Consider the following 22,967-nt stretch of genomic DNA (forward strand, 5'->3'; position numbering starts at 1 on the left):
TATCTCCACTTTTTCTATGCACAAGTGCATAGGTTTTGAGGCGGCCCAACAGAGCCCCAATGGAGAGGTGACTGCACATGACCGCGACCGCAAACCACACGACCACCGGATGGCAGGTGAGCGCAACGGGGACCCGGGTAGTCCGTCCCGTCCTCGCGCTGATCGTCCTGTGCCTCGCAGAAATGCTCGTGCTACTCGACAACACGATCGTCAACGTCGCGTTGCCGTCGATGAGTACCGCCCTGCAGGGCAGCTTCAGCAGCCTGCAATGGATCGTCGACGCCTACGTTTTGACCTTCGCCGGTCTGCTCCTCGCCTTCGGGCATCTCGGTGATCGGTACGGCCGCCGCAAGGTGATGGTCATCGGCCTCGTCGGAGTCGGCGTCATGTCGCTCGCTGGGGCGTTCGTCGGTGGGATCGGGCAAATCATCGCAGTCCGTGCCGGCATGGGAGTGTTCGCGGCGGCTGTGTTCCCGGCGACGTTGGCGCTGCTCACGGGCCTGTTCAGCGACCCTCGCGCACGGGCGGCAGCGATCGCGGCCTGGACCGCAATGGCGGGCGTCGCAATTGCCCTCGGCCCGACTGTCGGTGGCTGGCTGCTCGAACACTTCTCGTGGCGTTCGGTGTTCTGGATCAACGTCCCCCTCGCCGCTGCACTGGTCGTCGCCGCGCTGCTGCTCGTACCGGAGTCACGCGCGCCGCACAGTGGGCCACTGGACGTGCTCGGTATCGTGTTGTCGCTGTCGGGCATCACCGCGCTCGTCTGGGCGATCATCGAAGCGCCGCACAACGGCTGGACCTCGCAGGTCACGCTCACCGGATACGGCGTCGCACTCGCCTGCCTCGCCCTGTTCGTATGGCGCGAGTTGAAAGCCCCCTACCCGGTGCTGAACCTACGTCTGCTCACCAACCGCAGATTCTCCTTTCCCGCGCTGTCGATCACCGTCGCGTACTTCTCGATGTTCGGATTTCTGTTCCTGATCACGCAGTACTTCCAAGGCGTTCGTGAGTACAGCCCGCTCGAATTCGGCCTGCACTCGCTGCCGTTTGCGCTCTCGGTCGGCCTCGCTGCTCCGATCGCTGTACTGCTCGCTCAACGATTCGGTACGACGGCAGTGATCGTCACAGGTCTGCTCATCCTGGCGGTCGGCATGTACATCGCGGGTCAGGTAACCATCGATTCGCCGTACGTCGGCACGGTGCTGATCTCGATGGTGCTGATGGGCCTCGGTCTCGCGATCGTGCAGGGCCCGGCGACGGAGGCGATCATGTCCGCGGTGCCGGAAGACGAGGTCGGTGCCGGTGCGGGCGTGAACGACACGACGCGTGAAGTCGGCGGTGCGCTCGGCGTCGCTGTGCTCGGATCGATCGTCGCGTCGACCTACAAGACGCAGATCTGGCCGATCGTCGACAAGATCCCGGACACGCTCGCCAACGCGACCGACAAAGAATTTATGCGGCAGACGGCCATGAGCATCATCGGTCTGCGAGAAAAGCAGCAGGGGTCGATGTTCGCGCCGCAGATCGAGGGCATCATCACGAACATGAAGGTCGCCGTGCTCGACGGTTTCCACATCGCCAGCTACGTCACGGTCGGTGCCGTCCTCGTCTGCGCGGTTGTGGTTGCCATCGCGCTGCCGTGGCGACGTGACGCTGCCCAGCGGTCGATGTTGCTGGGCTGGGCCGATAAACCGAAGGAACCGGAGTCGACGCGGATGTAACCGTCAGCGGTTCTTCGCAGGCCTGTTCGTAGCTGCTGCTCGCTCGGCGGCCTTCGCCTTGATCCGCTCGTTCTCTTTCAGCACGGCGGCGTAACTCTCGCGCTCGCGGACCAGCCACGGCGGCTGGTTCGCGAGCAGTTCGTCGATCTCGGCGGCCGTGAGTGCATCGCTGACGTCCGCACGCGTAAGACCCGTGTTGGATACGCCGAGCTTCTTCGACACGACATCACGCGGGAACGGGCCCGTCTTCCGAAGTTCGACAAGCCATTCCGGCGGATTCGTGCGCAGTTCGTCGAGCTCGGCGCGAGTTATCGTCGAGTTCTGGAACGCCTCGGGCGTCGCGGGGAGGTAGATGCCGAGCTTGTTCGCCGCGGTCAAAGGCTTCATCGTTTGCTGCTGCTTATCCGGGCTCACGACATCAAGGGTATCCGGGGCGCTGCGATCATTTACCGCGCAGGTGCAATAGCCTTCGTGAAATGAGCGAGTTCTCCTCCGACGACGTACAACGCCTGACGTGGTTCGTCGCCGTCGCGGAGGAGCTACATTTCGGCCGCGCCGCGAAAACGCTCAACATTGCTCGGCAGAAACTCAGCGCCGCCGTCATCGAATTGGAAGCCGAGCTGGGACACAAGCTGTTCGTTCCCGGCGCACAGCCGACCGAACTCAGCGCCGAGGGACATGCACTCCTTCTCGAGGCGCGTGAGTTCCTCGCAGCCGAGGCGGCGAAGCGTGCCGAGGAGGTGCCGGTCACGGTGGCAGGCCTTCGTGTCGGCTTCGTTCCCGGTGTCACCGTGAGCAAATGGACCCGAATCTGGAGCGAGCGGTTCCCGACCGTTCCGCTCGACGTGGTTCCCGTCGAGGCAGCTGATCAGGAGCAGGCGCTGCGCGACGAGCGTGTCGACATGGCGTTCGTCCGGCTCCCGATCGAACGTGACGGTATGAAGGCGATACCGCTCTATCGCGAGACGCCCGTCGTCGTCGTTCCGAAAGAACACCTCTTTGCGATGGTCGAGCTGATCGCCACCGCGGACCTCGTCGACGAGCAGGTACATGCGGCCGACGACATCGACTCGATCACGGCGACCTTCGAGCTCGTCGCAGCCGGTGTCGGTGTTGTGGTCGTGCCACATTCCATCGCTCGCCTGCATGCCCGCAAGGACCTCGTCTACCGGACCGTCACCGACGCTCCCGACACCGAGATCGCGCTTGCCTGGCTTGCGGATCGTGAGACCGAGCTGTTCGAGGAGTTTGTCGGCGTTGTGCGCGGTCGGTCGCTGCACAGTTCGCGCGCACCGGCCAAGGCCGAGCCCCGACGTGCTCCGAAACCGAAGCCGCGCACCGCGGCCGGCGGCAGGGGACAGCCGAAGAAGCAAGTGGCCAAAGGGAAGAAACCGCGCAGGCGGTGACTTGGGCTATGTCAGCTGGGATACGTCAGTTGGTGACCGTGAAGAAGTTCCGAGCGTCGATCGCGCTCAGTAGCGTCCAGCGTGGCGGTTGGGCGGCGTCTTCAACTGCAGCGTTGTCGGCTGTCGCCCGGTAGAAGTCCTGTAGTTGCAACGTGATTCGAGGATCGTCGTCGACCCGCCGCGCGGTCTCGTAGAACAAGGCGAGGACGTGGACGCAACGAGCGGTCCGTGCCGAGCATGAACAGTCGGTGCTGACGATGGTCGGCGCTACGGATTGGCCCGCCGCGGTGATCGCTGCGTAGACCTCGTTGGTCAGGGTGCCTGCGAGGTCAGCGCCCAGCGCGGTGATGCGCTCCCGCGACATGGGTGCCACCTCGACGTGCACAACCGACGCATCGTTGCCGCGATGGATGCGGGCATGGGCTATGTGACCCTCGAATTCGGCTGTGACGCCATTGTTTCGGGCGATACTACGTGCCCGCGGCAGCAGCGGGTCCGGGCGCTTCTGGGCGAGTGGTTCGGCGAGACGGACCCAGTCCATTCCCCACGGCGTGTAGCCGAACTCGTTGGTAGCCAATCGATCCACTGACATCAGGCGTTCTCCCGCTTCCGTCGAAGGATGTCGATCAGGTGGTCGTCGTCGAGGCGGGCCAACTCCGCGACGCCGGCTTTGCCTGTGGGGTCGGTGAGATTGACCAGCGTCGATTTTCGATCGTGCATCCTCGCGATGTGTTCCTCGAGCGTCGTCGTCGAGGTCAGAGTTGTGACGGTGACGGTCCGCGTCTGCCCGATGCGGTGTACGCGATCGGTCGCCTGTGCTTCGACCGCTGGATTCCACCATCTGTCGAAATGGATGACGTCGGCCGCGCGGGTGAGGGTGAGCCCGGTTCCCGCGGCTTTGACGCTGAGAACCAACACGGGCGGTCCATCGGGTGCTTGAAAGCCTGCGACGATGTCAGCCCTTTCGCGTTGCGTCAGGCCGCCGTGAAAGAACGGTGCTGTGATACCGAATCGCTCGGACAAGTGCCGGACGAGGACATCGCCGGTCGTGCGATATTGAGTGAAAATAATTGTGGGCGAGTCGGTTTCGAGGTTGTTTGCAACGATGTCGGCGCACAGTTCGAGTTTGCCGGAACGGCCGGCCAGCTCGATGAGGTCGCCGGTGATCAGGCCCGGGTGATTGCAGACCTGCTTGAGCGCGGTCAACGCTGCGAGTACACGCGCCTGCCGTTGCGCGCCGGACCCGAACCCGCCCTCGCTGGCTTCGGTGAGGACCCGGTCGTACACACGTTCCTGTTCGTCTGTCAGGTCGCACAGCAGGTCGCTGTGGATCTTCGAGGGCAGTGATGCGGCGACGTGAATCTTCTTGCGCGCCAGTAGCACCGGTTCGACTGCATCCAGCATGCGGTTCATCGCGCTTGCCGATCCAGCTTCGATCGGTTTGGTGAACCGTCGTCGAAACTGGGATTTGTGGCTGAACAGCTGCGGCGTAACGAGATTGAGCAGTGCCCAGAGCTCGTCGAGGTGGTTTTCGACCGGTGTTCCTGTGAGGGCGATCCGGTGCGCTGCAGGCAATTTGCGTGCTGCCCGCGATACCTGCGTTCGTGGGTTCTTCAGCACCTGCGCTTCGTCGAAAACGACTGTAGCCCAGCTTTGTTCGACCAAACGCTCGGTATGCAAACGTAGCGTCGGGTAACCGGCGACGATGACGGTGCGCGGGTTGGTCACATCGATTTCCCCACCGCGGTAGCCGACTGCATGCAGATCGGGAGCGAACTTGGCAATCTCGTGCTCCCAGTTGCCGACCAACGAGGTCGGGCAGATCACCAGTTGCGGTGCGGCGGAATCGGCTTTGCGGCGCAGGTGCCCGATGGCCTGCAGGGTCTTACCGAGGCCCATCTCGTCGGCCAGTATTGCGCCGCCGTGTTCGGCTGTTGTGCTGTCGAGCCAGTCGATACCGCGGACCTGATACGGCCGCAGGTCGGCGTGCAGCAGCGATTCGAGTTCGGCGCCCAATGCGACGGTGCGCGTAAATGTCGTCCGCGAATAGTGCGCCGAGTCGATCGCAGTTCGAGTCGGATTCGGAACCGCATGCGCCGCAACGGGTAGCGCACGGTCGGTGTGCTCACGCGTCGCAAGCCAGGCGCTCAGCGAGCTGCCAGCCGTCTCGTTGGTCGGCAATGTATCGGGTTCGACGACGATGCACGGAGTCTCGACCACCTCGAGGGTGGAGCGTCCCGGGGTCGGCAACGCGAGGGCGACGGTGTGCGGCTCGCCCTCGACGTCTGGTGCTCGCCCTGATGGCGATGCGGGCCAACGCCAGAGCGCGAACATGTGACGGTCGGTGAGATAGGTGGCATGAAGCTCGGCCAGGAGAGGCTCCTCGGATGAAATCGAGTCAGGCGGAATCGAGCGATACGACCTCATTATCGTACATCATACGAGAACGTTACCGATCGGTCGAAACCTGACCCGATCCGCAGAAGTTGCTTGACCTTGACACTGTGACAAGGTTTTCAATAGTCGACGAAGGAGGTGGTTGTCGTGAACACAACCAACCACGGCGGGCACACTGCCCGCCTCGTCCAAGCATTGGTCGCCGCCGACCCATCGGTCCGGCTGCGAGCAGCACTCGCTGCGGGTACCCACCCCGATCCGCAGCTCGTCGACACCCTGGTGGATCGGTGTGCCGTGGAACCGGACTTCTTCGTCCGCGACATGCTGACCTGGGCGCTATGCCGCCTGCCAGCGGAGATCGCGGTGCCGACGCTGATGGACGAGCTCGGGTCCGGCGTGGTCCAGGCACGCAGTCAGTCGTTGCACACGCTGTCCAAAATCGGCGATCGGCAGGCTTGGTCTGCGGTGACAGCCCTGGTGCACGACGCGCATGACGAAGTCGCTCGAAGCGCATGGCGAGCGGCTGTGGTGCTCGTACCTGCCGGTGAGGAGGCTGCGCTCGCAGCCGAGCTGGCGACCGAACTCGGCCGTGGTGACCGCGAGGTGCAGCTGAGTCTCAGCCGTGCGCTGGTGGGTCTGGACGAAGCGGTGTTGCCTGTCCTCGACTCGGCGACGAGGAGTTCGAGCCCTCGCGTGCGTGCCCACGCGGATGCGACGAAACGCCTCTGGGACGACCCGGAAGGTGGATTCGTTCTCTCGCTCGAGGTGGCGAAACGCGCGAGCGTCGGCGTTTCGGACGACTGAAGTTTCGGACGAGTGAGGGAGGGAGACGGCATGTTGATCGGCGAGGTCTCGCGGCGTTGCGGCGTCAGCACCCGGATGTTGCGGCACTACGACACTCTTGGGCTGGTGCAGCCGACGGGCCGTACGTCGGGAGGCTATCGCGAGTATTCCGCCGACGACATCCGTCGCCTCTTTCACGTCGAGAGCCTGAGGACCTTGGGGCTTTCGTTGCACGAGGCCAAACGAGCCATGGACGAGCCCGATTTTGCACCGGCTGAACTGGTGGGTGACCTTATGCGACACACCCGCCGGCGGATCGCTGCCGAACAGGAGTTGCTGACGACCCTCGAGCGCATCGACGCTACCTCACCAGCGGAGTGGGACGATGTCCTGCGCATCGTCACGCTCTTGCGCGGGCTGGAGTCGGAGTCCGCAGGGCGCAGGCAACAGGCGATCCTCTCGCAGGACGGGAATGCGGCGCTGCCTGTCGAGGCGCTGGTCGATGCGCTCCTTGCAGAGGACAACCTGAACGTGGCAGGTGCGTTGCAGTGGTCGCTGTCGCGGGCTGACGGTATCGGGCTCGGGCGCCTTGCCGACGGTCTCGCTTCGCCCGACGTCGACGTCCGGCGTAGGGCGACCGTGGCAATAGCGGAAGTCCATACGGCCGAGGCGTCGACGCATTTGTTGCGAGCCCTCGACGACTCGGACACGACGGTCCGGGCGCGCGCGGCCCTGGCTCTCGGCTCACGTGGAGATACAACGTCGACGTCCGCCCTGCTCGGCATGATCATCGATGGGCAGCGCGACGTCGAGGCCGCCGAGGTACTCGGCATTCTGGCGGTGCAAGCGTCGGCAGCCGACGGGATTGTCGAGGCCATGACGCGCGAGCTCGCTGTGTCCGTCGACGCACCGGCTCGGCTGCGAATCACGCAGGCGCTCGCTGAGATTCCGGGTCCGGCTGCACAGCGCGCTCTCGTCGACCTGACCGCTGACGATGATCGAACGATCGCGGCTACGGCGGCAGCGATCCTGAACTTTGCGGACCGCAGGCGACGTCAACGTCGATTGTCGGACGGATAGTTCGCACTCCGCACGAACGTCACTTCGTCGATATCGCGTGGCCGGTCGTCTTCGTCGATGAAGCCGACGCGGACCGAGCGGTGGTCGTCGATGGTTTCGCGATCGATCGTCGCTCCTGTGGGCGGCGGGCAGTAGCCGTCGCCCCACTGCTGAAGTGCTGCGAGCACAATCTTCAGCTGGAACCCGGCTGGCGTTGGGTGATAGCTGTTGCGGGGTCGCGCGCCGGCTTCCCTGTACTGGCGCTTCTCCAGAATTCCGCCTTCGACCAGGGTGTTCAGCCGGTCGGCGAGGATGTTGGGAGCGATGCCCAAGGCCCGTTCGAAGTCTGCGTACTTCTCGACGCCGCCGAGCAGGGCCTCTCGCAGGATGAGAAAGCGCCACCGGTCACCGACCAGGTCGACGGTCCGCGCTATCGAGCAGTACGCGTTGTCGATCCGTTGCCGCGGGGGTTCGGTGCTGCTCACCTACGCAATCCTACGCTGTCTAGCGAATCAGTAGCCAGGGTCGTGAAGTCGATGTACTCTAGCTATCGAATCGCAAGTCAGACTCCGAGAGAAGGCAGCACAATGAGCACATCGATCAAGGGCGCGGTAGTCGCCATCACGGGAGCCAATGGCGGCCTGGGACAGGAATTTGTGGCGCAGGCGCTCGAACGTGGAGCGACCAAGGTGTACGCGACGGCTCGGTCACCACGTGAATGGGACGATCCGCGTGTGGTGGCGTTGCCGCTCGACGTCACCGATCAACAGTCGATCGATGCCGTGGCACTCGCCGCCGCCGACGCGACGCTGGTCATAAACAATGCGGGCATCGGCTTGGCAAACAACTCACTGACGACGGGGTCGAGCGCCGATATTCGGCAGATGTTCGACACCAACTTCTTCGGCGCGATCGAGGTCGCGCGCGCGTTCGCGCCCATCCTCGGCGCCAATGGTGGGGGAGCGCTCATCGATGTGCACTCCGTGCTGAGTTGGGTCGGCGTCGGCGGTAGTTACAGCGCCGCGAAAGCAGCGTTCTGGTCGGCGACCAACTCGTTCCGGATCGAGTTGGCACCGCAGGGCACCCACGTCCTCGGGCTGCACATGGGATGGGTCGACACCCCGATGGCCGCAGCTGTCGATGTGCCCAAACTGGATCCCGCAGACGTTGTGCGAGCCGGATACGACGGTCTCGAATCCGGTGTCTACGAGGTAGTAGTCGACGACTTCACCGCGCAGGTCAAGCAGCTGCTGTCCGGCTCGATCGAAGACCTGTACACGGACTTGCCCCGCCGCTGACCCGGCTTCACTCCCTGACCTGGGGTTTCGCCCGCCGAGGTCCTGGGAACCCTCGTCACGTGATGTGGTCGGCGTCACTTTCCGCGTGACGTTCGAAGGCAGGGCATTTGACCGAACGAGGTCCAGTAGTAGACGAGCAGACCGTCGATCCAGGCGGCCTGCTCGCGGACATCGCGTCGGGCAGGAAAGACTCGTTTGCCCAGTTCTACGACCTCACCGCGGACCGTGTGTACGGGACCGCCCTGAAAGTTCTGCGTGACCCGGGGTTCGCGCAAGACACCACGCAAGAAGTGTTTCTGCAGGTGTGGCGCGACGCGCACCGATACGACCCGGCACAGGGCAGTGCGTGGAGTTGGGTCGCGATGCTTGCCCACAGGCGAGCGGTCGATCGGGTTCGCACGGAAAGTTCGGCGTCGCAACGTGATCGCCTGCATGCCGCGCGCGGTCACACGGGCGTCTTCGATCACGTCAGCGAGGACGCACTCGACCGCATCGAGAGGGACGAGGTCCGCGACAAGATGGCCCGGCTCAGCGGTCCGCAGCGTGAGGCGATCGAATTGGCCTACTTCGGCGGCTGCACCTATCGCGAAGTGTCCGAAGCCCTCGGAGTGGCGCTCCCGACCGTCAAGTCTCGCATTCGGGAAGGGCTGATCCGCATGCGCGGTCAGCGGGTCTGAGCGTCACGGACGTCCTCGGCCACACGTTCCAGCCGGTCGCGGTAGTCGGGCCACCACGTCTCGTCGGCGCCGGGTAGGTTGTCGTTGCCCAACATGAAACCTGCTGTGCCGTCTATCAATTCACGGACGATGTCCGCATGCCCGATGTGCCGATTCGTCTCGGCCAGCATATGGACCAGAATGCGATGCAGGGTGACGTCACGGTGCTCGGGTAGCCAATGTTCGACACAGCCTGCGGTATCGACCGTCGACGCCTCGATCGTCGCATCGGAATGCGCGCAGACCTGTCGGTAGAGGTCGATGATCTCCGATCGCGATTCGTCAGCGGTCGCCCAGAAGTCGACGTTGGGTTCCTCGGAGGTGAGCCAGCCCGGCAACGGTTCGAACGGTCGGCCGAAAGTGTCGCCGAAGTAACCGAGCTCGCACCCGATCAGATGCTTGACGAGACCGAGCAGATTGGTCCCGGTAGGGGTAAGAGGGCGCCGAATGTCGTACTCGGACAAACCGTTCAGAACACCTCCACGAACGGGCACTCAGTGCTCATTTTTTGGCGAAACTGAGCACTGTGAGCCCGTTCGCGTCAGCTGATCGGTTGCGGATCCTCGCACATCGACGACTGCCGATGTCGGCGGTACCGTTGTCCTTCGGAGTTACCGTGACGAGTCCGGCAACCCTTCTCGCTGCGTCGTCGATCGCAACCAACGTTTTGTGACCTGGAGTCGCGAGTGCGGGCGCGGGTCCGGTGCCAGGGGTGACCCGTAGTTCCCGGGAATGCTCGGGTTCGTTCATCACATTGCCCTGTGGCCACCCGAGCCACCGCTGAGCTTCGGGATCGCTGGCTGCCCCGGCCGCGGCGAATTGTTCGCGCATCGTGGGTGTTCGAACAAAGAAGTGCTCGGTCTTGAGCGCGTGGCCGCCGCCGTCGCACACTTGCTTGGTGGCGAGGCGTCCTCTCGCGTGAGCCGCCTGACGTCCATTGTCCCCGTTCGTAGGTGTGCGCCTACTTTAGATGATCGGTCAGCACACCCTGCTCGCCGAAGAGTTCGGTGCGCCACGAGTCGAGGAGTGCGGTGGCATCGACGTCGTCGGGGTGAAAGCCGTTGTGGTTGTAGGCGCGTAGGTGTTCGACGACGACGCGTGCGAGGAACGGCGAATGTCGCAGTGCCGCAATGCTTCGCACCAAGCGTCTCGGGTTGTAGGTCGCGCGATCGCCGAGGAGCGAAATCGCCGTGAAGATGATGACGATGGGGAAGAACAGCGCGTTGACGAGGTACATCGTGAAGATCCGCAGACGTTCGCTTCCGCCCGTGTGCCGGTACACGTCGAAGGCGACCGACTTGTGCTCGGACTCCTCGAGCGCGTGCCACAGCAGCATCGAACGAACCTCGGTCTCGCCGAGCAGTTCCTGCGCCTCCGGACTGGTCAGCAGCCGTTCGGCGACGGTGGCCGTGTAGTGCTCCAGCGCGGCTGTGACTGCAAGCTGGAAGCGCTTCGGCACGATGCGATCGGTGCGGATCAGCAGATTGTGCGCGAATCGATCGACAAGCCTTGTCGGGTAACCCATTTCACGAAGACGATCGTTGAGCGCTCGATGTTCGCGACCGTGCGTCACCTCCTGCCCGATGAAGCCGCGTACCTGCTTCTTCAGTTCTGGATCGGTGATCTTGTCCTGGTAGTGCTTCACGGACCGAATGAAGAAATCTTCACCCTCGGGGAACATGGCCGACAGCACGGCAACGGCGTGACTCATCACCAGGTCGCCCTGGACGTAGTGCCGATCGAGTCCGCCCGTTGGATACGAGAAGGCGATTCGACGTGTCTTCACGGCGCGCTGAGGTATGGGCTGAGCACTCATTGTGATCTCCTGTTATCGGGCGGATGGAAAAAGGAACTGAGCAGGGACGATCCCTGCGCGCCTGCAATCGCAAATTTGATGAGTTCGCGCACGGCGGACTGCCGACCGCGAGCATCCCCGTCGATGATCGAGTGCACGCGTAGGCCCGTGTAGAGGGCTTCGACGCCGCTGATGATGTCGTCGATGAACGGCATGTTTGCCAGGTCGGGGAAGTATTCCGTGACGACGGAGCGGGTCATGTCGTTGAGCTGCTTGGGGATTGCTGCTACTTCCTCGCGCAGCTCGTCGTCCGTGCGTGCCGCCACGGTCAACTCCAGCAACGCAGCGAAATTGCGGTCGTCGTACAGCGACCACAGCACGTCCAATGCTTCGGGTGCGGTCCGCCTCGACGGTGGCAGCGCTCCGAAACGGCGGCGAAACTCCTCGGCCCGCTGGCCGATCAGGTGCTCGGCCAAGGCTGCCACCAGATCGGACTTTGTCGGAAAGTGATGCGCCAGAGCACCCCTCGACACTTCGGCCTGGCGCACCACGTCGTTGGTCGACAGCCCCGCGTACCCGGATTCGCACAGGCAGTCGACCGCCGCGTCGAGCAGCCGGTTTCGCATTGCGTCGACGCGTTGTTTCTGAGTCATCCGGATCGGAGAGCGCACAGCCCGACGCTATAGCGAAACGTACCTACAGGCAAGACTGCCGGTAGTAACAGTTAGTTTTCCTTTGGCGTCAGCGATCGAACGCGATATCCAGCTCGTCGGTTTCGGGGATCGATTGGCAGGCAAGGCGTACGCCTCGGTCGAGTTCGTACTGGTCCAGCGTGTCGTTCACGAGCATCGTCACCACACCCGAACGCAAGGAGTAGGCGCAGCCGCCGCAGTTCCCTTCACGACAGACGTAGGGCGCGTCCAGGTCGTTGTCGAGCAGAACATCGAGCAGTACCTGATCTCGCGGCCAGTTCAGTGTGTGTACCTCGCCCTCGAGGTCGACGGTGACCACGGCTCCGGAATTCGACGGCGCAGTCGGTGTGGCGGTGCGTGTCGCGAACGCGTCGGTGTTCAGCGAGACGAAAACTTCCTTGTGAATCATGTCCGGGGAAGCGCCGGCGGACGACAGTGCCTGTCCCGCAACCTCCATAAACGGCGCTGGTCCACAGATGAACGCTCGTTGCCCCGCAACGTCGCCGAAGAGTTTGCGCAGCGACTCGTCGGTGGGAAGTCCCGAGGTTGATTCGAGCCAGTGCTGGACCGACAGGCGTGTTGGATGTGCTGTGGTGAGCGCTCGCAGTTGGTCGGCGAAGATGACCGATTCCTCGTCGCGGTTGGCGTAGACCAAGTGAATTGTGTTGGTGTGCTCCGCAAGTGCGGTCTGCAGGATCGACATGATCGGCGTTATGCCACTTCCGGCGGCGACGAGGACGAAGTCGTCTGCCCAGTCGGTCGGAGTGAACATCCCGCCGGGACGGAGTGAGTCCAGACGCATTCCAGAAGTTGCGTTGTCGCACAACCAGTTCGAACCGCGTCCACCGTCGACACGCTTGACCGTGACCTGCAACTGGCGACCGGCGGACGGCGTGCTCGACAGCGAGTAGCAGCGCGACACCGAATCGTCGCCATGGGGGATGCGCAGGGTCAGGAACTGACCGGGGGTGTAGGCGAACGCCTCTTCGCTGCCGCTTGGGACATCGAAGACGATGGAGACTGCGTCGGACGTCTCCTCGATCACTTTGACTATTTCGAGCGAGTGCGCTGACGAGCGGGCGTCGTTGGCCTTCGTTGCGGTCATGGTCAAAGTGTGGCTGATAAATGAGCCATTGACAAATGGCACATACATGGGTGACCCTGTTAAGCATGACGAACGCAGGGTCAACGACGACCCAAATTCGGCCGGTACCGGTATCGGCTTCAATCCCGTCCAGGCTCGCGGCGATGGTGACATCCGTGACGCTACGGCCGCTGACCAGCGCATTGCCGCTCAACGCGCGCGGCGTGTGGGCATCACGGCAGCTGATCGCAGGGTTTATGTCCACCCTCGGACCGCCGCTGCGGGGGACGAAAGTAGTCCAGGTTCGATCCGGCGCGGTCCGTGGCGAATGGGTCGCAGCACCTGGCGTCGAATTCGGTGACAGAGCGGTCTACTACATCCACGGCAGCGGCTACGTAATCTGCTCGGCCCGCACCCACCGCGGGCTCGCGTCCAGACTCTCGCGCGCCACCGGATTGCCCGTCTTCCTCACCGACTACCGCCTCGCGCCCGAACATCCGTTTCCCGCGGCTGCCGACGACATCGAAGCCGGCTACCGCTGGTTGCTCGAACGTGGCTTCCTGGCAAGCGATCTCGTTGTCGCAGGCGATTCCGCAGGCGGACATCTCGCACTCGACTTGATGATCGAGAACGTACGGACCGCGACCCCGCAACCTGCTGCGTGCGTTATGTTCTCGCCGCTCGTCGACCTTTCATTCCGCTTGTCGGCGGATCAGGAACGCGTCCGCCCCGATCCGATGATCACAGCGCAGGGCGCACGTGAACTTGTCGCCCTCTACACCGCCGGACACGATGCCGAACACACCCGCTTGACGCTGAAACTACCTGCTGGAAGCAATCTTCCGCCGATCCTCGTACAGGCAGGTGAGGTGGAGATGTTGAGTGCCGACGCCAGGTACCTGCAGCAGACCGTGCGGGCGGCCGGCGGTAGTTGCGACCTCGAAATCTGGCCGGGCCAGATGCACGTCTTCCAAGCGCTGTCGCTCCTCGTTCCGGAAGCCAACCACGCCGTCGCACGGGCAGCGCACTTCATCACCACGTCGCTCGAACAGACGGCGACACTGACAGAAAGGCGGGTCAGCTGATGCTGGGACTCGACACCATGCTTGCCCCGTTCACTCGTAACGGTCGCTCGCACAAGGCGAAAGCCGTCGTCACCGGTGCAGGAAGCGGCATCGGCCGTGCCTTCGCGCTCGAACTCGCAGCTCGTGGCGGCGAAGTCATCTGCGCCGACATAGACAAGGAGCGCGCTGAGGAAACCGTTCGCATCATCGAACGGGTCTACGGCACAACGGCGCACGCGTTCTTCTGCGACGTCGGCCGCCGTGAGGACGTGGAAAGCCTTGCGTTGCATGCGGAACTGATCTTCAAAGGACCGCCGAGCCTGGTGATCAACAACGCCGGTGTCGGCATCGGTGGAAAGCCGGTCGGCAGTATCGGTCTCGACGATTGGAAGTGGGCACTCGACATCAACCTCTGGGGTGTCGTGTACGGCTGCGAGTTGTTCACACCCCAACTTCGTGCCGCCGGTCGAGGCGGAATCATCAACGTCGCCTCCGCCGCCGGATTTGCCGCAGCACCATCGATGGCCGCATACAACGTGTCCAAGGCGGCAGTGATGTCGCTGTCGGAAACGATGGCCGCCGAGCTCAGCGGGACCGGCGTCAACGTCACCGTGTTGTGCCCGACGTTCGTCAAGACGAACGTCGCGAAGGACGGCCGCATCACCGCCAAGTCGTCGCAACTCGCGGACACGCTGATGCGACTGACCGGCTTCTCGCCCGAGAGCGTCGCCAAGACAACTCTCGACGCCCATGACAAAGGCAAGCTCTACGTACTCCCGCAGCTCGACGCCAACCTCGTCTGGCATCTCAAGCGGCATTTCCCCGCGCAGTACGCGTATGGCATCGGAATGCTCAATCGCATTCTCCCCCAAGAAGACACGGCGGCCGCACCGGCGCCGAGCTCCACTCAGAAGACAGGAGTCTGACCATGGCTATGGACCTCGAAAAAATGCTGCAGATGATCAAAGACAAGCAGTGGGCACTTGCCGACATCGACTGGGACGGACCAGGGGCGGACACCATCAGCCCCGAAATGCACGCGAAGTTGAAGCCGTTCATGGCGGATCTGATGTGGATCGAAAACGTCGGTGCGCGTGGCTTCGCGGCAATGGCAAAGAAGGCGCCGAACGACACCCTCAAGAGCATCTACGAGCACTTCCACGCTGAAGAGCAGAAGCATGCCAATGCGGAACTCGCCCTGATGCGGCGCTGGGGCATGCTCGACGGCGACAAGATTCCCGAGCCGAACATCAACGTCAAGATCGTCATCGACTGGCTCGATCGTTATGCCGACGGAATGTCGCTCTCGTTCCTCGGCACGGTCATCCCGATGCTCGAGGTGGCCCTCGATGGCGCACTGATCAAGTTCATCACCGACGAAGTTCCCGACCCCGTCGCGCAGCAGGTGTTCAAGCGGATCAACAACGACGAATCACGCCATTTGGCAGTCGGTTTCGAGGTAATGGATCTGCTTGGTCATGCCACGGCTCGCAAACTTGCCATCGACCTGGTCGGCGGCTGGCTCAACCCGTCGCTGATCATCGGCGCGCTGAGCTATGTCCCGCTGTTGAACAAGATGCGCGACAACATCGTTGCCATGGGCGTCGACGAGGAGCGCCTCTACGGCGCGATGAATCGCTTCAAGGCTGCAGGCGAACGCGGTGACTTCGCCAAGCGGCTGCCGATGTACCAGATCATCAAGTACCACGGCTCCATGGTCATCAACCGCAAGCACCCGTACCACCTCCTTGCCGACACACTGGTCAAGGTGACGGCGCACGTGCCGGAACGCTTCATTCATTCCGATCCCAAGTGGGCGCAGGAACTGACCTACGAGCCTGTCGCATGAGTAAGGTCGCGCCACTGGACGTGGCAATCATCGGCGGCGGATTCGCCGGCATCGGCACTGCAATTCGGTTGAAACAGAAGGGAATCACCGACTTCGCGATCTTCGAACGCGACACTCGCGTCGGTGGCACCTGGCGAGACAACACCTACCCGGGAGCGGCGTGCGACATCCCGTCGCGGCTCTACTCCTACAGTTTCGCCCCCAACCCCGACTGGTCGCACACCTACTCCGGCAGCGCCGAGATCCTCGGTTACGTCGAGTCGATGGTCGAAGAGTTCGGTCTGCGCAATCACTTTCGGTTCGCGCACACTGTCACGAACCTGCAGTTCGACGAGGAAGCCGGTCTCTGGACCGTGACCTTCGAGGGTCGCAAACCCAAGGTTTTCGCCCGCTCCGTCGTTGTGGCGTCGGGGCCGTTGGCGAACGCCAGCCTGCCGAACATCAAAGGAATCGATACCTACGAGGGCCATAAGGTCCACAGCGCGAAGTGGGATCACGACTACGACTTCACAGGCAAGAAGGTCGCCGTCGTCGGCACCGGTGCAAGTGCAGTGCAGATCGTTCCCGAATTGGTGAAGCAGGCCGAGTCGGTAAAGGTGTTCCAGCGCACTGCCGGTTGGGTGCTGCCCCGCGTGAACCGGCGTACCAACAGCGTGTCCAAGATGCTCTATCGCCAATTCCCGGTCACGGAATCCCTTGCGCGGCAAGCATGGTTCTGGGGACACGAATCGGTGGCCCTCGGTGTCGTGTGGAACACCCCGCTGACGCGCGTCGTCGAAACCGTCGGCAAAGCGCATCTTCGTGCGCAGGTGAAGGATCCGTGGTTGCGGCGTCAGCTCACCCCTGACTTTCGCGCAGGTTGCAAGCGGTTGCTGATGACAAGCGACTACTACCCGGCCTTGCAGAAGGACAACTGCAAACTGATCACCTGGCCGATTGCGACGTTGTCTCCCAAAGGCATTCGGACAGTCGAAGGCATCGAGCACCAGTTCGACTGCATCGTGTTCGCGACCGGTTTCGACGTGTCGAAGACAGGCACTCCGATTCCGATCGTCGGCCGGCACGGCCGGGTGCTGTCGGACGAGTGGAGCAAGGGCGCCTACGCCTACAAGAGCGTCGCGGTGTCGGGTTACCCGAATCTGTATCTGACCTTCGGACCGAACTCGGGTCCGGGACACAGCTCCGCCCTTGTGTACATGGAGGCGCAGATCGACTACATCACCGATGCGGTCCGCACCGTTCTCGACAAGAACCTCACGATGCTCGACGTGCGGCGCGACGTCCAGGACCGCTACAACGCCGACATCCAACGGCGTCTCGAATCGACGACGTGGAACTCCGGTTGCCAGAGTTGGTACCTCACCGAGGACGGCTTCAACGCCACGATGTTCCCCGGCTTCGCCACGCAGTACGCGAACCAGCTGCGCAAGCTCGACCTGAGCGACTTCGTGCTGGCGAAGGATTCGACGAAGGCCGGCAGGCGCCCGAGTGACAGGGCCGCTGTGAGCTGATGGCCGTCGGTCGGGTAGCGCCCGTGCCAGCTGTACTCACCCGTGCGGGGGCACGGGCGCTACGCCTCGTCGGCTATTCCATATCAGCCGCCATAGGTGACCCGACCGAATTCCGTATCGACGAACTCGCCCGCGCAGCAGGCACAACGACGAGAAACGTACGCGCCTATCAGGAGCGTGGACTGCTGCCACCGCCGACCAGGCATCGCGGCAGGGCATCCATCTACGACCGAACCCATCTCGAGCGGCTGAAGATCATCGATTCGCTGTTGCAGCGGAAGTTCACCTCCGCTCACATCGGGGGGATCATCTCCTGCTTGGAATCGGGCCGAGACCTCAGTGAGGTACTCGGTTTCGAACCCGCCACAGGCGAGGACTCCGACGACGGCACCATTCGAATTCCACTCGATCTCGTCGACAATTTTCTCGGCGTCGGCGGTTCGCAGATGATCGACAAACTCGTCGGACTCGGGCTCGCCACCGCGAACTCCGACGCGTCGACGGTCACGTTCACCGAACCCCGTCTGCTCGACATCTTCACCGATCTGAATCGCTACGGCCTGCAGCTGCGCGAACTGGTCGAGCTGTACGAATCGGTCGCGGCGGCGGTCGGTGGTATTGCACGGTTGATGGTCGATGCGGCGAAAGGCCGTGTTGCCGTTGGTCTCTCGGCCGATCCGCGCGAACCTACCGATGAGGACCGTTCGGCGATCCTCGACCACATGCGTGCACTCGGCGTCGCTGCCGTCAATACCAGTCTGCATGCCGCACTCGACGACCTCATCGACGACGCGATGGCCGACGGCCAGCCCGCCGCTGCGCTCAGGCGGGCGTGATGTCCGCCGTCGCGTTGAGTGGAATCATCGACTGGCATGAGCTCACCGGCTGGTCGACTTTCACGATCGAGCTTGTCACCATCCCGATCTTCTCCGCCGTCGCAGGTCTCATCACCAACTGGACCGGCGTGTGGATGCTGTTCGCACCGGTGAAGTTCGCCGGCTTCCGGGTTCCGGGACTTGCGGCGATCTACCCGTGGTTTCCGAGGAGGGTCCAGATTCTGCCGATCTTCGCAGCGGGCGGACGGTTCGGCTTCCAAGGATTCATCCCCGCTCGAAGTGAGAAGATGGCGTCGATGGTGGTCGACAAAGCCATCTCGCGGATCGGCGGCCCAAGCGACTTCTTCCGCCAACTCGAACCTGTCGCGATCGCGAATCAATTCGCCTCGATCATCGCCTCGGACCTGAGGTCGACCGTGGACACGGTGATCCAGCATGCCTACCCCGATCTGTGGGACGACCTGCCGCCACGAGTCCGCGAAGTCGTCTACGCGCGCGTCGCCGAGGAACTACCCGAACTCGCGAACCGGGCGTTCTACGAGATCGGCGAACACGTCGACGAACTGCTGAACGTCAAGACGATGATCATCGAATGTCTCGCCGCACGACCGGAGTTGTTGAAAGACGTCGTGCACGGCATCGGCGCACCAGAGCTTAGGTTTATGGTCCGCAGCGGCCTGCTGGGGTTCCCGTTCGGCATCCTGCTGGCGCTGTACCTGCATGTCCACCACAGCATCCCGGTCGTCGGCGTGCTCCCCAACTGGCTGGTGATCTTGTGCGGTGCGGCGATGATCGGCGTGACGGTCAACGTCATCGCAGTGCGTGTCGTGTTCACCCCGGCCGTTGCCAAGCCCTGGTACCTGTGTCCGTGGCGGCAGGCCAGGTTCGCTCGTCGGCAGGAGGCCGCGGCAACCGATTTCGGCCACGCGATCGCCCATCAGGTCATCACGATGCCGGTCATCGTCGGGCACCTGATCGACGGACCGAACGGTGACAAGACCAAGAAGCTGCTCAATCGAGTTCTTGCCGAAGAGATCGACCGCATCCTCGGCCGGATGAAGCCGCTCGTGAGTGTTGCGGTCGGGGCTCGACGAATGAAAGCTATACGGCGCGGTTCGACGAGCACGGCGATCGCAGTGGTACCGGAGTTGGCGACCGATCCCGAGTTCAACCGGGTGCAGGCGCAGAAGCTCGACCTGCTGTGCGCGCAGAAACTGCGCGAGCTACCGCCGGAAGACTTCGTAGAACTGCTTTATTGTGCTGTCGAGCAGGATGCGTGGTTGCTGTATCTGCACGGCGCCGTGCTCGGCATTGCCGTCGGCTGCGTGCATCTGCTGATCTTCGGGGCTTAGTCGCGCAGCCTGTCAGGGAATCACGATGCAGAAGGGTCCGATCGGAATTCCTCGCCCGATGGTGACCTCGACGTTGCTGAAGGACGATCCGTCACCGATGGATGCCGTGACCCAGAATCGACCGTTCTGGCGCGGTGTCCATGTCGTCTCGACTCGATTGTTGACAGGGAACGCGTTGATCGCGCCGAACGAAGCCAATCCGGTCGACTGGAAGAAAACCTGGTCGCCGTTGTCGGTCGTCGCGGTGAGTTTGTAGGTGCAGCCTGCGCCGTAGACATTCGACGATCCGGTGCTCAGGCCAGGTTCGATGTTGATGCTGGTGACGCCTGCCGAGGCAGTCGGCGCGGAAAGCACCATGGTGAGCGCTGCAGTTCCGAGTACAGCGGTGGCAGCTGCCAACCGTGATCCCTGTCGTTTACGGTTCATGGTTCTCCCTGACTCGGACGTGAAGCTGTTACTAGAGTGAAAAAAGTTACTGGAGTGACAGAATGCCACTCTCCAGCTACCTGGCAAAGTCATTCTGCCTGACGTAGGTCATTGTGACTCAATCGAAATTCGCGACGTTCTCGCTAGGCTCGGACTGATGTTGATCTGGATCAACGGCGCGTTCGGTGCAGGAAAGACGCATACCGCGTTCGAATTGCAACGGCGCGTGCCGAATTCGCACGTCGCAGATCCTGAGCTCATCGGGTTTGCCATCCACCGAATGCTGCCGGCGACCGCTCGGGTCGACTTTCAGAATCGACCGCAATGGCGAGCGGCAGTCGCGTCGACGCTGGCAGATGCGGTTGCGGCACACGACGGTCCGGTCATCGTTCCCATGACCCTGGTGAACCCTGACTATTTCGACGAGATCATGACGGGACTCGTCGCCGCAGGGGTCGAGGTGAGGCACTTCGCGCTCGTCGCAACGCCGGAAACGCTGCGCAAACGACTGCGGACTCGGGTCGGGTACGTGATCGGTCGTGTGGTGGGTCGGGACGAAACCTGGGCGATGGCACAGATCGATCGCTGCGTCGCGGCGCTTGCCGACGATCGGTTTGCAGAGCACGTCGCAACCGACGACCGCTGTATAGACGACGTCGTGGAAGACATAGCTGGACGCGTCGGTCTCGCCCTCGACGAGCCGCGGCTCGGTGCGGTCCGCTACCAGGTGCGCCGAGCGGCGGTCGGTCTGGCGCACATCAGATTCTGAGTCGGGTGAGACAAATACGGTTGTCCGAATCCGTGGAGCACAGCCATGATCAGAAGATGCCGAGCGACGAATACAGCTTCAGCGACGACCCTGCGCGGATCGATCGGCACGCGATCAGCGCCTTCCTGATGGCCCACGCCTACTGGGCGACCTGGCGGACTCATGAGGACATTTCTGCAGCCATCGACGGGTCGTGGCGGGTTATCGGCTGCTACGACCGTGGCGGCGAGCTTGTCGGCTTTGCCCGCGCGATCTCCGACGGCGTCAATTTCGGCTACCTCGCGGATGTGTTCGTTTTGCCAGCTCATCGCGGTAACGGACTCGGTGTGCAGCTGGTCACCGAGATGATCGAGAACGGTCCGGGCAGGACGTTTCGCTGGATGCTGCATACGGCCGACGCCCACGACCTCTATCGCAAATTCGGCTTCGGAGAACCGAATTCGTCGCTGCTGGAGCGAGCCAGCACGCGCGGTTAGGTGTGGGGTTCGTCGCCGTTCTTGTGACCGCGGCGGGCGGCGTTGTCGAAGATGCCGAGAAGCTCGCACGGCCCGCCCTCCGAGCCGATAGCGTGCGGGAGCATCGTGGGAAACTCGGCGGCCTGGTTCGTTTCGATCCGGAAGCGCTGATTGCCCAGCATCAGGATGGCGGTACCGGACAGGACGACGAGCCACTCGTGCCCGGTGTGTGCACGCATTCGTGCGGGGTTGTCCGGCGGCGGATTGGTAAGGCGCTGCCGCACGACCATGATGCCGGGTTGTGCCTTGATCGGCCAGCGCAGCATGGCGTTGGCCGCGTCGATGATCGGATTGGCGATCACGTCGTCGGTGGCCGTCTCGACAAGCTGATCGAGCGAGGTGTCGAGCGCCCGAGCGAGGGTGACAAGTTGGTCGAGAGCCAGGCGGCGCTGGCCGTTCTCGATGCGGCTGAGCGTGGACTGGCTGACGTGTGCGCGGGCGGCGAGTTCGTCGAGGGACAAGCCTTGCGCCACCCTCAAGGCGCGGATGCGTTTGCGTACGAGGCTGTCCAACTCACCGTTGTCTTGCGTCATACGCAACACCCTATGCCTCTTAGGCAATGCCCGGCTATGGTCGATTCATCGCCTCGAACACTGAGGTAGTGAGAAGAAGGAGACAACATGAGTGCAACAACCAGCACCGACGCAAACGACAAGCCCCTTGACGCCATTGTGATCGGTGGCGGTGCGGCCGGACTAAACGGTGCTCTGATGCTCGCGCGCTCACGTCGGTCGGTGGTTGTGATCGACAGCGGCACACCGCGAAACGCGCCCGCCGCGGGTATTCACGGACTGCTCGGCCAGGACGGAACTCCGCCGGCCGTGTTCCTGGAACGGGGCCGCGCCGAAGTACGCGGCTACGGCGGCACGATCGTGACAGGTGAGGTTGTGCACGCTGCACCGGCCGAGGCGTCCGCCGACGGAGACCTGCGCTTCACCGTCACCCTTGCCGACGGAACCACGCTGATCACGCGGCGCATCCTGGTCGCCACAGGTCTGCGCGACGTACTGCCCGACATTCCAGGATTGGCCGAACACTGGGGGCGCAGTGTCGTGCACTGCCCCTACTGCCATGGCTGGGAAGTGCGTGACGAGCCGATCGGTGTTCTTGCGGTGGGTCCCGCGTCGGTGCACCATGCGATGCTGTTCCGGCAACTGACCGACGACCTGGTCTACTTCACCCGCGACACCGAACTCGACGACGACACACGCGCACGGTTCGCTGCGCGCAACATTCGGATCGTCGACGGGCCGGTCGATCGGGTTGTTGCGGCGGCCGGTGGCGGAATCGCCGGAGTGCAGTCGGCGGACGGGCAAATTGTGCCGCGTCGTGTAATTGCCGTTGCCACAACGATGCTCGCGCGGACCGACGGCATCGAGGCATTGAACCTGCCGATGCAGGACCATCCCATGGGGATGGGCAACCACTTCGTCACCGGCATGGCAGGTACGACGTCGGTCCCTGGCGTCTGGGTCGCGGGCAACGCCACAGACCTGTCAGCTCAGGTCGGTGCCTCGGCCGCTGCAGGTGCATTGGCGGGCGCGCACATCAATGCCGATCTGGTGAATGCAGACACACAGGCAGCCATGACGCTCACCGCCCATTCGTGACGTTTGGGACGGGATCCCGTCCCAAAATCCCGATCGTGGGTGCTCAGCGTCCGGGCTCTGGCTATGGATCTGCACGATTGTGGG

General features: G+C 63.1%; 26 protein-coding genes. 15 read left to right on the top strand and 11 right to left on the bottom strand.

What is annotated here, in order from left to right; genetic code table 11:
• The first annotated feature begins 77 nt into the window (after positions 1 to 77).
• Entirely contained in the window at positions 78 to 1,721 is a 1,644-nt protein-coding gene (locus JGU71_RS10740) for an MFS transporter (RefSeq protein WP_199704072.1), read from the top strand.
• A 3-nt stretch (positions 1,722 to 1,724) separates the two neighbouring features.
• On the opposite strand, the gene JGU71_RS10745 is transcribed toward JGU71_RS10740, so the two are convergent.
• Positions 1,725 to 2,135, bottom strand: a complete 411-nt coding sequence (locus JGU71_RS10745) for a DUF5997 family protein (RefSeq protein ID WP_199704073.1) — start codon at positions 2,133 to 2,135, stop codon at positions 1,725 to 1,727.
• Between the two features lie 62 nt (positions 2,136 to 2,197).
• Between JGU71_RS10745 and JGU71_RS10750 the strand changes: the two genes are divergently transcribed.
• Complete coding sequence (locus JGU71_RS10750; protein WP_199704074.1) at positions 2,198 to 3,127, top strand: LysR family transcriptional regulator; 930 nt, start codon at positions 2,198 to 2,200, stop codon at positions 3,125 to 3,127.
• Between the two features lie 25 nt (positions 3,128 to 3,152).
• Here the strand turns inward: JGU71_RS10750 and JGU71_RS10755 are convergent, their stop codons facing one another.
• Entirely contained in the window at positions 3,153 to 3,719 is a 567-nt protein-coding gene (locus JGU71_RS10755; RefSeq protein WP_199704075.1) for a hypothetical protein, read from the bottom strand.
• Positions 3,719 to 5,461 carry a DEAD/DEAH box helicase gene (locus tag JGU71_RS10760; protein ID WP_199704554.1) on the bottom strand — a complete coding sequence of 581 codons (1,743 nt, stop codon included), beginning with the start codon at positions 5,459 to 5,461 and terminating at the stop codon, positions 3,719 to 3,721. Before JGU71_RS10760 ends, JGU71_RS10755 begins: the two co-directional genes overlap by 1 nt.
• A 201-nt stretch (positions 5,462 to 5,662) precedes the next feature.
• Between JGU71_RS10760 and JGU71_RS10765 the strand changes: the two genes are divergently transcribed.
• Both JGU71_RS10765 and JGU71_RS10770 read left to right on the top strand, forming a co-directional pair.
• Positions 5,663 to 6,328: a HEAT repeat domain-containing protein gene (locus JGU71_RS10765; RefSeq protein ID WP_199704076.1), complete on the top strand. Its 666-nt coding sequence runs from the start codon at positions 5,663 to 5,665 to the stop codon at positions 6,326 to 6,328.
• Positions 6,329 to 6,358: 30 nt separating this feature from the next.
• Positions 6,359 to 7,387 (top strand): MerR family transcriptional regulator, encoded by a 1,029-nt coding sequence (locus tag JGU71_RS10770; RefSeq protein WP_199704077.1) that lies wholly within the window; start codon positions 6,359 to 6,361, stop codon positions 7,385 to 7,387.
• Here JGU71_RS10770 and JGU71_RS10775 read toward each other — a convergent pair.
• Positions 7,363 to 7,851 (bottom strand): winged helix-turn-helix transcriptional regulator, encoded by a 489-nt coding sequence (locus tag JGU71_RS10775; RefSeq protein WP_199704078.1) that lies wholly within the window; start codon positions 7,849 to 7,851, stop codon positions 7,363 to 7,365. The genes JGU71_RS10770 and JGU71_RS10775 overlap by 25 nt on opposite strands.
• 102 nt (positions 7,852 to 7,953) lie before the next feature.
• Here JGU71_RS10775 and JGU71_RS10780 point away from each other — a divergent pair, with 102 nt between their 5' ends.
• Positions 7,954 to 8,664: an SDR family oxidoreductase gene (locus tag JGU71_RS10780; protein ID WP_199704079.1), complete on the top strand. Its 711-nt coding sequence runs from the start codon at positions 7,954 to 7,956 to the stop codon at positions 8,662 to 8,664.
• A gap of 107 nt (positions 8,665 to 8,771) precedes the next feature.
• Complete coding sequence (gene sigK / locus JGU71_RS10785; protein WP_199704080.1) at positions 8,772 to 9,341, top strand: ECF RNA polymerase sigma factor SigK; 570 nt, start codon at positions 8,772 to 8,774, stop codon at positions 9,339 to 9,341.
• Here sigK and JGU71_RS10790 read toward each other — a convergent pair.
• The 5 genes from JGU71_RS10790 to JGU71_RS10810 all read right to left on the bottom strand — a co-directional run bounded on the left by JGU71_RS10790 (position 9,329) and on the right by JGU71_RS10810 (position 12,972).
• Positions 9,329 to 9,874, bottom strand: a complete 546-nt coding sequence (locus JGU71_RS10790; protein ID WP_199704081.1) for a DinB family protein — start codon at positions 9,872 to 9,874, stop codon at positions 9,329 to 9,331. The two genes, sigK and JGU71_RS10790, sit on opposite strands and share 13 nt — an antisense overlap.
• Before the next feature lie 7 nt (positions 9,875 to 9,881).
• Positions 9,882 to 10,211, bottom strand: coding sequence for a hypothetical protein (locus JGU71_RS10795; protein ID WP_199704082.1), 330 nt, complete (start codon positions 10,209 to 10,211; stop codon positions 9,882 to 9,884).
• A gap of 130 nt (positions 10,212 to 10,341) precedes the next feature.
• On the bottom strand, positions 10,342 to 11,196 hold the full coding sequence (locus JGU71_RS10800; RefSeq protein WP_199704083.1) for a metal-dependent hydrolase: 855 nt from the start codon (positions 11,194 to 11,196) through the stop codon (positions 10,342 to 10,344).
• On the bottom strand, positions 11,193 to 11,846 hold the full coding sequence (locus JGU71_RS10805; RefSeq protein WP_199704084.1) for a TetR/AcrR family transcriptional regulator: 654 nt from the start codon (positions 11,844 to 11,846) through the stop codon (positions 11,193 to 11,195). Before JGU71_RS10805 ends, JGU71_RS10800 begins: the two co-directional genes overlap by 4 nt.
• 70 nt (positions 11,847 to 11,916) lie before the next feature.
• Complete coding sequence (locus JGU71_RS10810; RefSeq protein WP_199704085.1) at positions 11,917 to 12,972, bottom strand: ferredoxin--NADP reductase; 1,056 nt, start codon at positions 12,970 to 12,972, stop codon at positions 11,917 to 11,919.
• A 143-nt stretch (positions 12,973 to 13,115) separates the two neighbouring features.
• On the opposite strand from JGU71_RS10810, the gene JGU71_RS10815 reads away from it, so the two are divergent.
• Genes JGU71_RS10815 through JGU71_RS10840 form a run of 6 tightly spaced genes read left to right on the top strand, consistent with a single transcriptional unit; the run spans position 13,116 to position 19,563 of the window.
• Positions 13,116 to 14,036: an alpha/beta hydrolase gene (locus JGU71_RS10815; protein WP_233529016.1), complete on the top strand. Its 921-nt coding sequence runs from the start codon at positions 13,116 to 13,118 to the stop codon at positions 14,034 to 14,036.
• Positions 14,036 to 14,941: an SDR family NAD(P)-dependent oxidoreductase gene (locus JGU71_RS10820; protein ID WP_199704087.1), complete on the top strand. Its 906-nt coding sequence runs from the start codon at positions 14,036 to 14,038 to the stop codon at positions 14,939 to 14,941. Before JGU71_RS10815 ends, JGU71_RS10820 begins: the two co-directional genes overlap by 1 nt.
• Positions 14,942 to 14,943: 2 nt before the next feature.
• Entirely contained in the window at positions 14,944 to 15,864 is a 921-nt protein-coding gene (locus JGU71_RS10825) for a ferritin family protein (RefSeq protein WP_199704088.1), read from the top strand.
• On the top strand, positions 15,861 to 17,375 hold the full coding sequence (locus JGU71_RS10830; protein WP_199704089.1) for a flavin-containing monooxygenase: 1,515 nt from the start codon (positions 15,861 to 15,863) through the stop codon (positions 17,373 to 17,375). Before JGU71_RS10825 ends, JGU71_RS10830 begins: the two co-directional genes overlap by 4 nt.
• A gap of 23 nt (positions 17,376 to 17,398) precedes the next feature.
• On the top strand, positions 17,399 to 18,211 hold the full coding sequence (locus JGU71_RS10835) for a MerR family transcriptional regulator (protein WP_199704090.1): 813 nt from the start codon (positions 17,399 to 17,401) through the stop codon (positions 18,209 to 18,211).
• The gene (locus JGU71_RS10840) at positions 18,211 to 19,563 is read left to right on the top strand and encodes a DUF445 domain-containing protein (protein ID WP_199704091.1); all 1,353 of its coding nucleotides are present in this window, start codon (positions 18,211 to 18,213) and stop codon (positions 19,561 to 19,563) included. Before JGU71_RS10835 ends, JGU71_RS10840 begins: the two co-directional genes overlap by 1 nt.
• Before the next feature lie 12 nt (positions 19,564 to 19,575).
• Here the strand turns inward: JGU71_RS10840 and JGU71_RS10845 are convergent, their stop codons facing one another.
• The gene (locus JGU71_RS10845) at positions 19,576 to 19,989 is read right to left on the bottom strand and encodes a hypothetical protein (protein ID WP_199704092.1); all 414 of its coding nucleotides are present in this window, start codon (positions 19,987 to 19,989) and stop codon (positions 19,576 to 19,578) included.
• A gap of 157 nt (positions 19,990 to 20,146) precedes the next feature.
• Here JGU71_RS10845 and JGU71_RS10850 point away from each other — a divergent pair, with 157 nt between their 5' ends.
• Both JGU71_RS10850 and JGU71_RS10855 read left to right on the top strand, forming a co-directional pair.
• Entirely contained in the window at positions 20,147 to 20,758 is a 612-nt protein-coding gene (locus JGU71_RS10850) for an AAA family ATPase (RefSeq protein WP_199704094.1), read from the top strand.
• A gap of 56 nt (positions 20,759 to 20,814) precedes the next feature.
• A complete protein-coding gene (locus tag JGU71_RS10855) occupies positions 20,815 to 21,234 on the top strand; it encodes a GNAT family N-acetyltransferase (protein WP_199704096.1) in 420 nt (139 codons plus the stop codon).
• On the opposite strand, the gene JGU71_RS10860 is transcribed toward JGU71_RS10855, so the two are convergent.
• A complete protein-coding gene (locus JGU71_RS10860; protein WP_199704098.1) occupies positions 21,231 to 21,806 on the bottom strand; it encodes a helix-turn-helix domain-containing protein in 576 nt (191 codons plus the stop codon). The genes JGU71_RS10855 and JGU71_RS10860 overlap by 4 nt on opposite strands.
• 87 nt (positions 21,807 to 21,893) lie before the next feature.
• Here JGU71_RS10860 and JGU71_RS10865 point away from each other — a divergent pair, with 87 nt between their 5' ends.
• Positions 21,894 to 22,883 (top strand): NAD(P)/FAD-dependent oxidoreductase, encoded by a 990-nt coding sequence (locus JGU71_RS10865; protein ID WP_199704100.1) that lies wholly within the window; start codon positions 21,894 to 21,896, stop codon positions 22,881 to 22,883.
• Positions 22,884 to 22,967: the final 84 nt, after the last annotated feature.

The organism is Antrihabitans stalagmiti (assembly GCF_016482825.1).
Lineage (GTDB): Bacteria > Actinomycetota > Actinomycetes > Mycobacteriales > Mycobacteriaceae > Antrihabitans > Antrihabitans stalagmiti.